Origin of the sequence: Enterobacter sp. CRENT-193 (assembly GCF_002787395.1) — a bacterium.
GTDB lineage: Bacteria > Pseudomonadota > Gammaproteobacteria > Enterobacterales > Enterobacteriaceae > Enterobacter > Enterobacter hormaechei_C.
On sequence record NZ_CP024812.1, the window covers coordinates 2,713,209 to 2,727,934 of the forward strand.

Annotated in this window: 17 protein-coding genes; 10 read left to right on the top strand and 7 right to left on the bottom strand. The window is 56.7% G+C overall.

The features are described from left to right. Positions 1 to 2 precede the first annotated feature (2 nt). Together CU081_RS13410 and cutC are read left to right on the top strand one after the other, a co-directional pair. Positions 3 to 563: a VOC family protein gene (locus CU081_RS13410; protein ID WP_003859731.1), complete on the top strand. Its 561-nt coding sequence runs from the start codon at positions 3 to 5 to the stop codon at positions 561 to 563. Positions 564 to 641: 78 nt separating this feature from the next. Further along, a complete protein-coding gene (gene cutC, locus CU081_RS13415; RefSeq protein ID WP_003859732.1) occupies positions 642 to 1,385 on the top strand; it encodes a copper homeostasis protein CutC in 744 nt (247 codons plus the stop codon). 260 nt (positions 1,386 to 1,645) lie between these two features. Here the strand turns inward: cutC and cmoB are convergent, their stop codons facing one another. The 5 genes from cmoB to CU081_RS13445 are packed head-to-tail and all read right to left on the bottom strand — an operon-like array spanning position 1,646 to position 5,226. Beyond that, positions 1,646 to 2,617 (bottom strand): tRNA 5-methoxyuridine(34)/uridine 5-oxyacetic acid(34) synthase CmoB, encoded by a 972-nt coding sequence (cmoB, locus tag CU081_RS13425; RefSeq protein WP_022651447.1) that lies wholly within the window; start codon positions 2,615 to 2,617, stop codon positions 1,646 to 1,648. Beyond that, entirely contained in the window at positions 2,614 to 3,357 is a 744-nt protein-coding gene (cmoA, locus tag CU081_RS13430) for a carboxy-S-adenosyl-L-methionine synthase CmoA (protein WP_003859735.1), read from the bottom strand. Before cmoA ends, cmoB begins: the two co-directional genes overlap by 4 nt. Positions 3,358 to 3,397: 40 nt before the next feature. Continuing rightward, positions 3,398 to 3,793 carry an MAPEG family protein gene (locus tag CU081_RS13435; protein WP_003859737.1) on the bottom strand — a complete coding sequence of 132 codons (396 nt, stop codon included), beginning with the start codon at positions 3,791 to 3,793 and terminating at the stop codon, positions 3,398 to 3,400. A 51-nt stretch (positions 3,794 to 3,844) separates the two neighbouring features. Next, on the bottom strand, positions 3,845 to 4,663 hold the full coding sequence (locus CU081_RS13440) for a DUF72 domain-containing protein (protein ID WP_100185495.1): 819 nt from the start codon (positions 4,661 to 4,663) through the stop codon (positions 3,845 to 3,847). Then, positions 4,660 to 5,226, bottom strand: a complete 567-nt coding sequence (locus CU081_RS13445; RefSeq protein ID WP_003859741.1) for a hydrolase — start codon at positions 5,224 to 5,226, stop codon at positions 4,660 to 4,662. The genes CU081_RS13440 and CU081_RS13445 overlap by 4 nt, the downstream gene beginning before the upstream one ends. Before the next feature lie 262 nt (positions 5,227 to 5,488). Here CU081_RS13445 and aspS point away from each other — a divergent pair, with 262 nt between their 5' ends. From aspS to ruvB, 6 genes are all read left to right on the top strand, one after another. Next, on the top strand, positions 5,489 to 7,261 hold the full coding sequence (gene aspS, locus CU081_RS13450) for an aspartate--tRNA ligase (RefSeq protein WP_003859743.1): 1,773 nt from the start codon (positions 5,489 to 5,491) through the stop codon (positions 7,259 to 7,261). Position 7,262: 1 nt separating this feature from the next. Further along, the gene (gene nudB, locus CU081_RS13455; RefSeq protein WP_003859745.1) at positions 7,263 to 7,706 is read left to right on the top strand and encodes a dihydroneopterin triphosphate diphosphatase; all 444 of its coding nucleotides are present in this window, start codon (positions 7,263 to 7,265) and stop codon (positions 7,704 to 7,706) included. 27 nt (positions 7,707 to 7,733) lie between these two features. Further along, positions 7,734 to 8,474 carry a YebC/PmpR family DNA-binding transcriptional regulator gene (locus tag CU081_RS13460; RefSeq protein WP_003859747.1) on the top strand — a complete coding sequence of 247 codons (741 nt, stop codon included), beginning with the start codon at positions 7,734 to 7,736 and terminating at the stop codon, positions 8,472 to 8,474. A gap of 34 nt (positions 8,475 to 8,508) precedes the next feature. Then, on the top strand, positions 8,509 to 9,030 hold the full coding sequence (gene ruvC / locus CU081_RS13465) for a crossover junction endodeoxyribonuclease RuvC (RefSeq protein ID WP_003859749.1): 522 nt from the start codon (positions 8,509 to 8,511) through the stop codon (positions 9,028 to 9,030). An 80-nt stretch (positions 9,031 to 9,110) separates the two neighbouring features. Next, positions 9,111 to 9,725 (top strand): Holliday junction branch migration protein RuvA, encoded by a 615-nt coding sequence (gene ruvA, locus CU081_RS13470; RefSeq protein ID WP_003859751.1) that lies wholly within the window; start codon positions 9,111 to 9,113, stop codon positions 9,723 to 9,725. An 8-nt stretch (positions 9,726 to 9,733) separates the two neighbouring features. After that, the gene (ruvB, locus tag CU081_RS13475; RefSeq protein WP_003859753.1) at positions 9,734 to 10,744 is read left to right on the top strand and encodes a Holliday junction branch migration DNA helicase RuvB; all 1,011 of its coding nucleotides are present in this window, start codon (positions 9,734 to 9,736) and stop codon (positions 10,742 to 10,744) included. A 52-nt stretch (positions 10,745 to 10,796) separates the two neighbouring features. Here ruvB and znuB read toward each other — a convergent pair whose 3' ends face one another. Both znuB and znuC read right to left on the bottom strand, forming a co-directional pair. Next, complete coding sequence (gene znuB, locus CU081_RS13480; RefSeq protein ID WP_003859755.1) at positions 10,797 to 11,582, bottom strand: zinc ABC transporter permease subunit ZnuB; 786 nt, start codon at positions 11,580 to 11,582, stop codon at positions 10,797 to 10,799. Further along, entirely contained in the window at positions 11,579 to 12,334 is a 756-nt protein-coding gene (znuC, locus tag CU081_RS13485; RefSeq protein ID WP_003859757.1) for a zinc ABC transporter ATP-binding protein ZnuC, read from the bottom strand. Before znuC ends, znuB begins: the two co-directional genes overlap by 4 nt. A 77-nt stretch (positions 12,335 to 12,411) precedes the next feature. Between znuC and znuA the strand changes: the two genes are divergently transcribed. After that, a complete protein-coding gene (znuA, locus tag CU081_RS13490) occupies positions 12,412 to 13,356 on the top strand; it encodes a zinc ABC transporter substrate-binding protein ZnuA (protein WP_003859760.1) in 945 nt (314 codons plus the stop codon). A 15-nt stretch (positions 13,357 to 13,371) separates the two neighbouring features. Beyond that, positions 13,372 to 14,691, top strand: coding sequence for a murein DD-endopeptidase MepM (gene mepM / locus CU081_RS13495; protein WP_003859762.1), 1,320 nt, complete (start codon positions 13,372 to 13,374; stop codon positions 14,689 to 14,691). The last annotated feature ends 35 nt before the right edge of the window (positions 14,692 to 14,726 follow it).

A 14,726-nucleotide genomic window follows, 5' to 3' on the forward strand; every position in this document is an offset into this window, starting at 1 on the left:
CTATGGCGAACTGGCACACCATTGACGAACTGCATGATATTTCCGCAGATTTACCGCGCTTCACCCAGGCGTTCACAGAACTTGCCACCCGTCTCGGGCTGGATATCGCGCCGCTTGAGGCCGATCACATCTCTTTGCGCTGCCACCAGAATGCCACTGCCGAACGCTGGCGGCGTGGCTTTGAACAGTGCGGAGAACTGCTGTCGGAGAATATCATTAACGGTCGCCCGATCTGCCTGTTCAAACTTCATGCGCCGGTAACGGTGGCGCACTGGCAATTCACCGTTGTGGAACTGCCCTGGCCAGGAGAGAAGCGTTATCCGCACGAAGGCTGGGAGCATATCGAAATTGTTCTGCATGGGGAGCCCGAGACGCTGAACGCCCGTGCGCTGGCGCTGCTTTCCGACGAGGGGTTAAGCCAGCCGGGTATTTTCGTCAAAACCAGCTCGCCAAAAGGGGAGCGCGAACGCTTACCGAACCCTACGCTTGCCGTAACGGACGGCAACGTGACGGTGAAATTCCATCCCTGGACTATCGAGCAGATCGTCGCCAGCGAAGCGTAAGCATTGTGAGCGTCGATCCAGACACCAATCGGGCAACGTGACACGATGGTACGTTGAGTGAAATTTAAGGAGGATGACATGGCGCTGCTGGAAATTTGTTGTTACAGCGTGGAGTGTGCCGTCACTGCGCAACGGCACGGGGCCGATCGCATCGAGCTTTGCGCGGCACCGAAAGAAGGAGGATTAACCCCGTCCTTTGGCGTGCTGAAATCAGCCCGTCAGGCCATCACTATTCCGGTGCACCCGATTATTCGCCCGCGCGGCGGTGATTTTTGTTATACGGCGGGTGAGTTCAGTGCCATGCTTGAGGATATCGCCCTCGTCCGTGATTTAGGTTTTCCGGGGCTGGTGATCGGTGTACTGGACGAAGACGGCAACATCGATCTTCCGCGTATGCGTCAGGTCATGCGCGCCGCCCGGGGGATGGTGGTCACTTTTCATCGTGCGTTCGATATGTGTCAGGATCCGATACAAGCCTTTGATACGCTGGCAGAACTGGGCGTGGCGCGCGTTCTGACGTCGGGCCAGCAGTCCTCGGCTGAAAAAGGACTGAAATTAATTACGGAACTAAAAGCACATTCCGGTGTTCCAATAATCATGGCGGGCGCAGGAGTACGCGCCAGCAATCTGGAACTGTTTTTAAACGCAGAGGTGGAAGAGCTGCACAGCTCAGCGGGTAAATGGATACCTTCACCCATGCGTTATCGCAATACAGGGTTGTCAATGTCGACGGATGCTGAAGCGGATGAGTACTCGCGCTACGGTGTGGATGGAGAGTCGGTTGCGGTAATGAAATCGTTGATTGAACGTCATCACGTGTAGCAACGTACCGATTTTTACCGCGCATCATGTCGCCCAATATGATGCTTGCTTGTACCAGGCCCCTGCAAATTACACAGGGGCCTTTTTTTCTCCTTCATATTTCAAGCCGCAGCCGCGTTGGCCGCCTCGCTCACCCCGGTCACTTACTGATGTAAGCTCCCGGGGATTCGCTGCGTTGCCGCCTTGCTGCAACTTGAACTATTTTGGAGAAAACGTGCGACGCGTAGGCCGGGTAAGGCGCAGCCGCCACCCGGCACAAACTACGGCTTCGTCGCAATCAATACCGCACGCATCGGGGCCGGATAGCCTTCGATGGTTTTACTGTGATCGTCCGGGTCGAGGAATTGCTCCAGCGATTCGGTGATCATCCAGTCGGTGCGACGCTGTTCTTCAATCGACGTCACGCACACATCGGCGATGCGTACATCGACAAACCCACATTTCTCCAGCCAGTTCTTCAGCGCCAGCGCGGAAGGGATGAAGTAAACGTTGCGCATCTGCGCATAGCGATCGCCCGGCACCAGAACGGCATGTTCATCGCCTTCGATAACCAACGTTTCGAGCACCAGTTCGCCGCCGCTGACCAGCTGATCTTTCAATTGCCAGAGATGCTCCAGCGGGGAACGACGGTGGTACAGCACGCCCATCGAGAATACGGTATCAAAGGCTTTCAGGGCAGGGAGTTGCTCAATACCCAGCGGCAACAGGTGCGCACGCTGGTCGTTACCCAACAGCTTACGCACCGCTTCAAACTGGCACAGGAACAGCTGCATCGGATCGATACCGATGACCAGATGCGCGCCTGCGCCGATCATGCGCCACATGTGATAGCCGCTACCGCAGCCCACGTCCAGAATGGTGCGCCCGGTCAGGTCGGATAAATGCGGCAGAACGCGATCCCACTTCCAGTCGGAGCGCCACTCGGTGTTGATGTTTACGCCGTAAAGTGAAAACGGCCCTTTGCGCCACGGCATCAGGTTGCGCATCAGCGTTTCGATGCGGTTGATCTGCCCGGCCGGGAGCGGTTCTTCGCTCTCCGCCGTCACGCTGTGCAGTAAATCCAGACGATGAGGCGTCAGTTCAGGCAGAAACTCCACGGCGTTGGACCACTGCTTCAACAGACCATGCTGCTGATCGCGCTGCCAGGTGGCAATTTGCGCAGGCAGGGTTTCCAGCCAGTGGGAAAGATGGTTTTTGGCAATCAGCTGATAGAAATTACCGAACTCGATCATGCTGCGTCTCCGGCTTTCAGCGCCACCAGAGAACCAAAGTTAAAGCACTGGAACCACAGTTCGCTGTGTTCAAATCCGGCTTTGCGCAGGCGCGCTTTGTGGGTTTCTACGGAATCCGTCAGCATGACGTTTTCAAGCATGCTGCGCTTCTGGCTGATCTCCAGCTCGCTGTAGCCATTTGCACGCTTGAAATCATGGTGCATGTTGAACAGCAGTTCGCCCACGCTGGCGTCTTCAAAGCTGAATTTCTCAGACAACACCAGCGCGCCGCCCGGGTTCAGGCCTTGATAAATTTTATCCAGCAACCGCTGACGATCGTCCGGCACCAGGAACTGAAGGGTAAAGTTCAGAACCACCATCGAGGCGTTCTGGATGTCGATATCGCGGATATCGCCTTCTACCACCTCCACAGGCGTAGGGGCTTTATACGCGTCAATGTGGCGACGGCAGCGTTCGACCATGGCCGGTGAGTTATCGACAGCCACAATCTTGCAGCCTTCGTGATGAACGTTACGACGAATGGACAGCGTTGCCGCTCCCAGCGAACAGCCCAGGTCATAGACCTGCGTGCCGGGTTGAACAAAACGCTCCGCCAGCATGCCGATCATGGAGATAATATTGGAATAACCGGGAACAGAGCGCTGGATCATATCCGGGAAGACTTCGGCTACCCGTTCATCAAAGGTCCAGTCGCCCAGGCTGGCGATAGGCGCGGAAAAAAGCGTGTCGCGATCTGACATAACGTAAAAATCCGGGAAAAATAAAGGGGCATATTGTGCGCTAATGGAAGGAGAAAACCAACTCCCACGGCATATACCAAAGGTTAGCCAGCACCATCAGCAAAAGCGAGCACCAGGTCGCGCTCATGCCGGAACGACGCCAGCGGATCAGCCGGTGGTGAAAACCATAATAATGCATCAAACGCCCTGCTATCAGCAGCAGCCCGCAGACGTGCACCATCCAGGTTTCAGCGCCATCCATCTCCATTAACAGCAGTAAAATTAACGCGACGGGAATGTACTCGACCGCGTTGCCGTGGATCCGGATTGCGCTTTGCAGCTCAGAAAAGCCCCCGTCACCGTACGAGACGCGGTACTGCATTCTCAGGCGCACAACATCAAATGAAAACTTAATCAGCAGTAATGCACCTAACACCGCATACAGCGCGCTGACCATACTAACTCCCTGTTTTTGGCAGATGGCACGTCTCTATGATAGGGGGTGATTTCAGAAAAGAGAAGATTGTTGTGGGATGGACGGCGCGGGGCCAACCGACGGAACCGCCTGCTGCAAGGCCTGCCAGAGAGCATCGACCAGTTCAGGCGCCTGTGCGACATCCGGCGTATGTAAAAAAAGGTACGGCGTGGTGGTGTGCTCCCATTTCGCCAGCGTTTGCAGCCAGACGGCGAACATCTCCTCATTTTGCTGCATGTTATCGCTGCCGATAAACCGGACCATCGGGTTCTGCGCCGTTACGATCGCATGGACGGGCACTTTAGGTTTTTTGCGCTGGGCATCAACAACGGCTTCGCTGTGCGGGATTGCGCTGTGCACGGGGCGGCTGTCGAGGATCACGCGGTTGACCGATCGTTCATGCAGGCCGCGATTGAGCGCTTTCTCCGCGTCGCCTTTGGCAAAGAATTCCGGATGCCTCACTTCTACGCCGTAGGTGAAATCAAGTGGCAGGGCCTCGAGAAACTGCCAGAGGGCGGGCAGGTCGCGTGGGCCAAACGTGGCGGGAAGCTGGAGCCAGTACTGGCCAATACGGTTGGCCAGAGGCGACATCCGGGTGAAAAACTCGTGGGTTAAATCATCGCAGTTGCGCAGCGCGGCGTTGTGGGAGATGGTCGCCGGGAATTTAAAGCAAAAGCGGAAGTCGTCGGTGGTTTGCTCACGCCAGCGTTCGACGATCTCCGCGCGGGGCAGGGCGTACAGCGTGGTATTGCCCTCCACGCAGTTAAAGTGTCGGGCATACTCTTCAAGGCTGGTAATACCCAGGCGCACCCATTTCGGGTGCGACCACTGGGACAGGCCCACGTACATCATAGCGCGCTGAGGATCTCATCCGTGCTGCGCACGCGACCGATACGCGGGAAGATATGGGTCATGCTGCCCTGGTGCTGATCCGCAGAGGCTGCGCTGCACGCATCTTCCGCGATCACCAGGTTAAAGCCCAGCTCCCAGGCGTTACGGGCGGTGGATTCCACACCAATGTTGGTGGAGATCCCGCACAGAATAATCGTGTCGATCCCGCGACGGCGCAGCTGGAGCTCCAGGTCGGTGCCGTAGAATGCGCCCCACTGGCGTTTGGTGACTTCTATATCGCCGTCGCGTTTACCGAGCGAGACAGGATATGTCCACCAGTTGTCCGGCAGCGCCTGCGCCGGGGCCTGAGCATCAACCGGCTGTTTTAACGCTTCGGCGAAATCAGCGGACCAGCCGACGCGCACCATAACAACAGGCGAGCCGCTGGCGCGACATTTTTCTGCCAGGCGCGCAGCGCGGCTGACCACATCGTCAGCGGTGTGCGGACCACCGGCAAAAGGCAGAATGCCTTCCTGTAAATCAATGACCACAAGGGCGGTTTTGGTGGCATCAAGTGTAAACATCGTCGCTCCCGTCAAATGATTGCTTTTCTACACCTTACGACGTGATGGCCTGTTATCGGTCGGATAATTTTGTTAATTTTTGTGAGAATAGGCAATAAGAGTTCAGCAAACGCGCGTCAGGCCGTGCTTCGCTCTTATCGTGCGGCAGAATTTCCAGTATAATAGCCGCCTTTTTTCATCCAGTTGTGACATACAGAAAGCTGCGACATCGTAGCCTGCGAGACAGGCGACAATCAGCCTGCGGCTAATTAAGGGATATCTCATGCGTACAGAATATTGCGGGCAGCTGCGTCAGTCCCACGTCGGGCAGCAGGTCACCCTGTGTGGTTGGGTCAATCGTCGTCGCGATCTTGGTAGCCTTATCTTTATTGATATGCGTGACCGCGAAGGTATCGTTCAGGTGTTCTTCGATCCGGATCGCGCTGATGCGTTGAAGCTGGCTTCTGAGCTGCGCAATGAGTTCTGCATTCAGGTGACGGGCACCGTGCGTGCGCGTGACGAGAAAAACGTCAACGCCGACATGGCGACCGGCGCTATCGAAGTGCTGGCGTCCGATCTGACGATCATCAACCGCGCGGAAGCGTTGCCGCTGGACTCCAACCACGTCAACACCGAAGAAGCGCGTCTGAAATACCGCTACCTGGATCTGCGTCGTCCGGAAATGGCTCAGCGCCTGAAAACCCGTGCGAAAATCACCAGCCTGGTGCGCCGTTTTATGGATGACCACGGTTTCCTTGATATCGAAACCCCGATGCTGACCAAAGCCACGCCGGAAGGCGCGCGCGATTACCTGGTGCCATCCCGCGTCCATAAAGGCAAATTCTATGCGCTGCCGCAGTCTCCACAGCTGTTCAAACAGCTGCTGATGATGTCTGGCTTCGATCGCTACTATCAGATTGTGAAATGCTTCCGCGACGAAGACCTGCGCGCTGACCGTCAGCCAGAATTTACCCAGATCGATGTGGAAACCTCCTTCATGACCGCTGAGCAGGTGCGTGAAGTGATGGAAGCCCTGGTACGTAGCCTGTGGAACGACGTGAAAGGCGTCGAACTGGGCGATTTCCCAATCATGACCTTCGCGGAAGCCGAGCGTCGCTACGGCTCCGACAAACCAGACCTGCGTAACCCGATGGAGCTGGTGGACGTGGCAGACCTGGTGAAAGCCGTTGAGTTCGCGGTCTTTGCTGGCCCGGCTAACGATCCGAAAGGCCGCGTGGCGGCACTGCGCGTGCCGGGCGGAGCGGCTCTGAGCCGTAAGCAGATCGACGACTACGGCAACTTCATCAAGATCTACGGCGCGAAAGGTCTGGCCTATATTAAAGTGACCGAGCGTGCGAAAGGTCTGGAAGGTATCACCAGCCCGGTGGCGAAATTCCTGAACGCGGACATCGTGGAAGCGATCCTGGAGCGCACCGGCGCGCAGGACGGCGACATGATCTTCTTCGGTGCAGATAACAAGAAAGTGGTTGCGGATGCGATGGGCGCGCTGCGTCTGAAGCTCGGCAAAGACCTGAACCTGACCGACGAAAGTAAATGGGCGCCGCTGTGGGTGATCGACTTCCCGATGTTTGAAGACGACGGTGAAGGCGGCCTGACCGCGATGCACCACCCGTTCACCTCGCCAAAAGACATGACGCCGGCAGAGCTGAAGGCAGCACCGGAAGACGCAGTGGCAAACGCCTACGATATGGTCATCAACGGCTACGAAGTGGGCGGTGGTTCCGTGCGTATTCACAGCGGTGAAATGCAGCAGACCGTGTTCGGCATCCTGGGCATCAACGAACAGGAGCAGCGCGAGAAGTTCGGCTTCCTGCTGGACGCGCTGAAATACGGTACGCCTCCGCACGCGGGTCTGGCTTTCGGTCTTGACCGTCTGACCATGCTGCTGACCGGCACCGATAACATCCGTGATGTGATCGCCTTCCCGAAAACCACTGCCGCCGCGTGTCTGATGACCGAAGCGCCAAGCTTTGCCAACCCGGCCGCACTGGCTGAGCTGGGCATTGAGGTGGTGAAGAAGGAAGAGAAAAACTGATATGGCATATAAGCGTCCCGTTTCGGTTCTGGTGGTCATTTATGCAGAAGACACGAAGCGGGTGCTGATGTTGCAGCGGCGCGACGATCCGGATTTCTGGCAGTCGGTTACCGGCAGCCTGGAAGAGGGGGAGACCGCACCGCAGGCCGCCGCGCGTGAAGTAAAGGAAGAGGTCGCCATTGATGTTGCTTACGAGCAACTGACCCTGAAGGACTGTCAGCGCACGGTGGAGTTTGAAATTTTTAGCCATTTACGTCATCGCTATGCACCGGGAATTGAGCGCAATACGGAATCATGGTTCTGCCTTGCGCTTCCCCATGAGCGGGAGATCGTGTTCACGGAACACCTGACCTACCGCTGGGTGGATGCGGCGGATGCCGCCGCACTGACCAAGTCGTGGAGCAACCGGCAGGCGATTGAAGAATTTGTAATTAACGCTGCCTGAGAAGGCGCGATTTTTGGAGAACTTTTTATGGCAGGTCATAGTAAGTGGGCCAACACCAAACACCGCAAAGCGGCACAGGATGCCAAACGCGGTAAAATCTTTACCAAAATCATTCGTGAGCTGGTGACAGCGGCGCGTCTGGGCGGCGGCGATCCGGCCTCTAACCCACGTCTGCGCGCAGCGGTGGATAAAGCCCTGTCCAACAACATGACGCGTGACACCCTGAACCGTGCAATCGCACGTGGCGTGGGCGGTGATGAAGACGCGAACATGGAAACCATCATTTATGAAGGTTACGGTCCTGGCGGTACGGCGGTGATGGTTGAGTGTCTGTCCGACAACCGTAACCGTACCGTTGCGGAAGTGCGCCACGCGTTCACCAAAACCGGCGGCAACCTGGGCACTGACGGTTCTGTAGCGTACCTGTTCAGCAAAAAAGGCGTCATCTCCTTCGAGAAAGGCGACGAAGATGCGATCATGGAAGCGGCGCTGGAAGCCGGTGCGGAAGACGTGGTGACCTACGACGACGGCGCTATTGATGTTTACACCGCATGGGAAGAGATGGGTGCCGTGCGCGATGCGCTGGAAGCGGCTGGCCTGAAGGCGGATAACGCTGAAGTCTCCATGATCCCGTCTACCAAAGCGGACATGGATGCGGAAACCGCACCGAAACTGCTGCGTCTGATCGACATGCTCGAAGACTGCGACGACGTACAGGAAGTGTACCACAACGGTGAAATCTCTGATGAGGTTGCAGCGACTCTCTGATGAGAGCGTGTAGATCCGTTACAGGAGACGCGTGATGTCGATTATCCTCGGGATTGACCCAGGCTCACGCGTCACCGGGTATGGCGTTATCCGTCAGGTGGGACGCCAGTTAACCTACCTCGGCAGTGGGTGTATTCGCACCAAAGTGGACGATCTGCCGTCGCGCCTGAAGCTCATCTATGCGGGCGTGTCGGAGATCATCACTCAGTTTCAGCCGGACTATTTCGCCATCGAGCAGGTCTTTATGGCGAAAAACGCTGACTCGGCGTTAAAGCTCGGTCAGGCGCGCGGCGTGGCGATTGTTGCCGCCGTGAACCAGGATCTGCCGGTGTTCGAGTATGCGGCCCGTCAGGTTAAGCAGACGGTGGTGGGCATTGGTAGCGCGGAGAAAAGCCAGGTGCAGCACATGGTGCGTACCCTGCTGAAGCTCCCTGCGAACCCGCAGGCCGACGCCGCGGATGCGCTGGCCATTGCGATTACCCACTGTCACGTCAGCCAGAATGCGATGCAAATGAGCGAGTCGCGGCTCAATCTGGCGCGAGGCAGGTTACGATAATGACAAATCAGGCTGGATGTTTATCCAGCCTTTTTTTATTATGTCGGCAGATAATTTCTTCCAGAACGCAGGAGCGTCACGTGATAGGCAGACTCAGAGGCATCATCATTGAAAAACAACCCCCGTTAGTGCTGCTGGAAGTGGGTGGCGTGGGCTATGAAGTCCATATGCCGATGACCTGCTTCTACGAGCTTCCGGAGGCGGGCAAAGAGGCGGTTGTCTTTACCCAGTTTGTGGTGCGTGAAGACGCTCAGCTGCTGTACGGATTCAATAACAAACAGGAACGCACCCTGTTCCGCGAATTGATCAAAACCAACGGCGTCGGGCCGAAGCTGGCGCTTGCGATTCTGTCCGGTATGTCAGCGCCACAGTTTGTGAACGCCGTTGAGCGTGAAGATCCGGCTGCGTTAATTAAACTTCCGGGCATCGGGAAGAAAACTGCCGAGCGTTTAATTGTCGAGATGAAGGACCGCTTTAAAGGTCTGCATGGCGATCTGTTCACGCCGGCAGCCGATCTGGTGCTGACTTCCCCGGGCGCGCCTGCATCGGATGATGATGCCGAGCAGGAAGCGGTTGCCGCGCTGGTGGCGCTGGGCTATAAACCTCAGGAGGCCAGCCGGATGGTGAGCAAAATTGCTAAACCGGATGCCAGCAGTGAAACCCTGATTCGTGAAGCGCTGCGCGCTGCATTGTGAGGTAAAGGATGATTGAAGCAGACCGCCTGGTATCGGCAGGCACCATTCAGCCAGATGACGTGGTGGATCGCGCGATCCGTCCCAAACTGCTGGATGAGTATATCGGCCAGCCGCAGGTTCGTTCTCAGATGGAGATTTTCATCCAGGCGGCAAAGCTGCGCGGCGATGCGCTCGATCACCTGCTGATTTTTGGTCCGCCGGGGTTAGGTAAAACCACCCTGGCGAATATCGTCGCCAACGAAATGGGCGTTAACCTGCGTACCACTTCCGGCCCGGTACTGGAGAAAGCAGGGGACCTGGCGGCGATGCTGACCAACCTCGAACCGCATGACGTGCTGTTTATCGACGAGATCCATCGCCTGTCGCCGGTGGTGGAGGAAGTGCTCTATCCGGCAATGGAGGATTACCAGCTGGATATCATGATCGGTGAAGGTCCGGCCGCGCGCTCGATCAAAATCGATCTGCCACCGTTTACCCTGATTGGCGCCACGACCCGCGCCGGCTCGCTGACCTCTCCACTGCGTGACCGTTTTGGTATCGTGCAGCGTCTGGAGTTTTATCAGGTGCCCGACCTTCAGCATATTGTGGGGCGCAGCGCGCGCTACATGGGGCTGGATATGAGCGAAGAGGGGGCGTTTGAAGTGGCGAAGCGCTCCCGCGGTACGCCGCGTATCGCCAACCGCCTGCTGCGCCGGGTGCGTGACTTTGCCGAGGTGAAGCACGACGGCACTATATCGGCCGAGATCGCCGCCCAGGCGCTGGATATGCTGAACGTCGATGCTGAAGGTTTTGACTATATGGACCGTAAGCTGCTGCTGGCGGTGCTGGATAAGTTCTTTGGCGGGCCAGTAGGGCTGGATAACCTGGCGGCGGCAATTGGCGAAGAGCGTGAGACTATCGAAGATGTGCTGGAGCCGTATCTGATCCAGCAAGGCTTCTTGCAGCGTACCCCGCGCGGTCGTATGGCGACGGTGCGGGCATGGAATCATTTCGGCATTACGCCGCCCGCGATGCCGTAAGTAGCGATAAATTCTAGCCCCGGTAAGCGAAGCGCCACCGGGGACATGCTGACTACTGCGCGGTCTTTTTCATCATACTGAAAATAAACAACACCGCCGCGCACAATACCACCGACGGCCCCGCTGGCGTGTCATAAAACGCCGAGAAGGTTAACCCGCCCGTCACCGCAATCATTCCGATAATCACCGCGATACCGGCCATTTGCTCCGGCGTACGCGCAAAACGGCGCGCCGTGGCGGCAGGAATTATCAGCAGCGACGTGATGATCAGCGCGCCAACAAATTTCATCGCCACGCCGATGGTTAACGCCGTCACCAGCATCAACAGCAGCTTCACACGCTGAAGCTTCACGCCGTCGACAAAGGCCAGATCCGGGCTGACGGTCATCGCCAGTAAACTCCGCCACTGCCACAGCAGGATCCCGAGCACCACCGCCACGCCAATGGCAATGGAAATGAGATCTTCGGGGGTGACGGCCAGCAGATCGCCAAACAGGTAGGCCATCAGATCTACGCGGATGTTTGACATCAGGCTCACTACCACCAGGCCCAGCGACAGGGCGCTGTGCGCCATAATGCCGAGCAGGGTATCAATTGCCAGGTGAGGGCGTTTTTCCAGCCAGACCAGACCGGCAGCCAGCAGCAGCGTGACGACAATCACCGCATAAAACGGGTTCACGTCCAGTAATAAACCAAACGCGACACCCAGCAATGAAGCATGGGCCAGCGTATCGCCGAAATAGGACATTCTGCGCCAGACGACAAACGAGCCGAGTGGACCCGCGGCGCAGGCAAGCATAATCCCGGCCAGCCAGCCGGGCAGTAACAGTTCAATCATGAGTGTCCATTTCCCCGACGCAGGACAATTCGTCCCTGTAAATCATGGCGGTGATTGTGATTATGGCGATAGATGCCCAGCTGTTCGGCGCCACGATGGCCAAACATGGAGATAAATTCGGGATGCATTGACACCACTTCCGGCGTGCCGGAACAACAAATGTGATGGTTCAGGCACAGCACTTCGTCGGTTTTGGCCATCACTAGATGCAGATCATGGGAGACCATCAGCACCGCGCAGTTAAGCTCCCGACGGAGCTGGTCAATCAGATCGTACAGCGCAACCTGACCGTTGACGTCAACACCCTGCGTCGGCTCGTCCAGGACCAGCAGCTGAGGGCTGCTGAGCAGGGCACGGGCAAGCAATACGCGCTGGGTTTCACCGCCCGACAGCTTTTGCAAGGGCGCCTCAACAAGATGTCCCGCCTGAACGCGTTTCAGCGCCGGGAGGATATCCGCTTTACGCGTACCGGGACGGAGGCGCAGGAAGCGGCTCACCGTCAGGGGCAGGGTGGCATCAAGATGTAATTTTTGCGGCACATAGCCGATACGCAATTTGTCTTCGCGGACGATAACACCTGCGTCAGGGGCTACCAGGCCTAATACGACGCGCACCAGCGTCGATTTGCCTGCACCGTTAGGGCCGAGCAGCGTGAGTATTTTGCCGGGCTTCAGATTCAGCGACACGTCAGAAAGGACGCGGCGCTGGCCGAATGAGACCGAAACATTTTCAAGAGAAACTAAAGTCGTCATGTCAATTTAAGCTTGCAGAAGTCATCGAATGTTATAATATCACATTCCACGCATTCATTACGATGATTAGTCGCATTATGTTACAGAAAAATACGCTTCTTTTCGCAGCTTTATCCGCTGCTCTTTGGGGTACAACAGCACAAGATGTTAACGCCGCTGTTGTCGCTTCGCTTAAACCGCTTGGATTTATCGCCTCTGCCATCGCGGACGGGGTCACTGAGACACAGGTTCTGCTGCCTGACGGGGCTTCCGAGCATGATTATTCTCTGCGTCCATCTGATGTAAAACGCTTACAGAACGCGGACTTAGTCGTCTGGATTGGTCCTGAGATGGAAGCGTTCATGCAGAAGTCAGCCAGACAGCTTCCCGCTGAGAAACAGGTGACGATTGCCGGGCTGTCCGGCGTGAAACCGTTACTCATGAAAGGAGCTGAGGACGAGGGTGATGAGCATGACCACGACCATGCTCATGGTGAAAAAGGTGACGACCATCACCATCACGGTGAATACAACATGCATCTCTGGCTCTCCCCAGAGATAGCGCGGCTTACAGCGGTTGCAATCCACGACAAATTAGTGGAACTTATGCCGCAAAGTCGAATCAAACTCGACGCCAACCTGAAGGATTTTGAGGCTCAATTAGCCGCAACCGACAAACAGGTGGGTAACGAGCTCGCACCGCTTAAAGGAAAAGGGTACTTCGTTTTTCATGATGCCTACGGGTATTACGAGAAACATTACGGTCTGACCCCGCTGGGGCATTTTACCGTCAACCCTGAAATTCAGCCTGGTGCGCAGCGTTTACATGAAATCAGAACACAGTTGGTTGAGCAAAAAGCGACATGCGTTTTTGCTGAGCCACAGTTCAGGCCAGCGGTCGTAGAAGCCGTGGCCAGGGGAACATCCGTGCGCATGGGAACCCTTGACCCGCTAGGTACGAACATCCAGTTGAGCAAAGCGAGCTATTCGCAGTTCCTCAGCCAACTGGCGAATCAGTATGCGAGCTGCCTGAAAGGAGATTAACGAGGAAGTGAATACGTGCAACAGATAGCCCGCTCTGTCGCCCTGGCATTTAACAATCTGCCTCGACCCCACCGCGTTATGCTGGGGTCGCTTACAGTTCTCACATTAGCGGTCGCCGTCTGGCGGCCCTATGTTTACCACCCGAGTTCCGCCCCAATCATCAAAACCATCGAACTGGAGAAGAGCGAGATCCGCTCTCTGCTGCCCGAGGCCAGCGAGCCTATCGATCAGGCCGCTCAGGAAGATGAAGCGATTCCCCAGGATGAGCTGGATGACAAGATCCAGAATGAAGCTGGCATTCATGAATATGTTGTATCCACTGGCGATACGCTGAGCAGCGTCCTGAACCAGTACGGTATCGACATGGGCAACATCAGCCAGCTCGCCGCATCCGATAAAGAGCTGCGTAACCTGAAAATTGGTCAGCAACTTTCCTGGACCTTAACGCCCGACGGCGATCTGCAACGTTTGACCTGGGAGATGTCCCGTCGCGAAACCCGCACCTACGATCGCACTGCAAACGGTTTCAAAATGACCAGTGAATTGCAGCAGGGCGACTGGGTTAACAGCGTCATGAAAGGGACCGTCGGCGGCAGCTTTGTTTCCAGCGCACGCGATGCCGGCCTGACCAGCGCTGAAATCAGCTCGGTGATCAAAGCCATGCAGTGGCAGATGGATTTCCGCAAACTGAAAAAAGGCGATCAGTTCTCTGTCCTGATGTCCCGCGAAATGCTGGACGGTAAGCGCGAGCAGAGCCAGCTGGTGGGCGTTCGTCTGCGTTCAGACGGCAAAGACTACTACGCTATTCGCGCGGAAGACGGTAAGTTCTATGACCGCAGCGGTACGGGTCTGGCAAAAGGCTTCCTGCGTTTCCCAACGGCGAAACAGTTCCGCGTCTCCTCCAACTTTAACCCGCGTCGTCTGAACCCGGTAACGGGCCGCGTAGCGCCGCACCGTGGCGTTGACTTCGCTATGCCGCAGGGCACGCCAGTGCTGGCGGTAGGAGATGGTGAAGTGGTCATGGCGAAACGCAGCGGTGCTGCTGGCTATTACGTTGCTATTCGTCACGGTCGTACGTACACCACCCGCTACATGCACCTGCGTAAACTGCTGGTCAAACCGGGCCAGAAGGTGAAACGTGGCGATCGCATCGCGCTGTCCGGTAACACCGGCCGGTCGACGGGGCCGCACCTGCACTATGAAGTGTGGATCAACCAGCAGGCGGTTAACCCGCTGACGGCGAAACTGCCGCGCACCGAAGGGCTGACCGGAAAAGATCGCAAAGATTACCTGGCGCAGGTGAAAGAGGTGATGCCGCAGCTGCGCTTCGACTAAGCTCTCCTGATTTAAAAAGCCGGCGTCAGTATGCG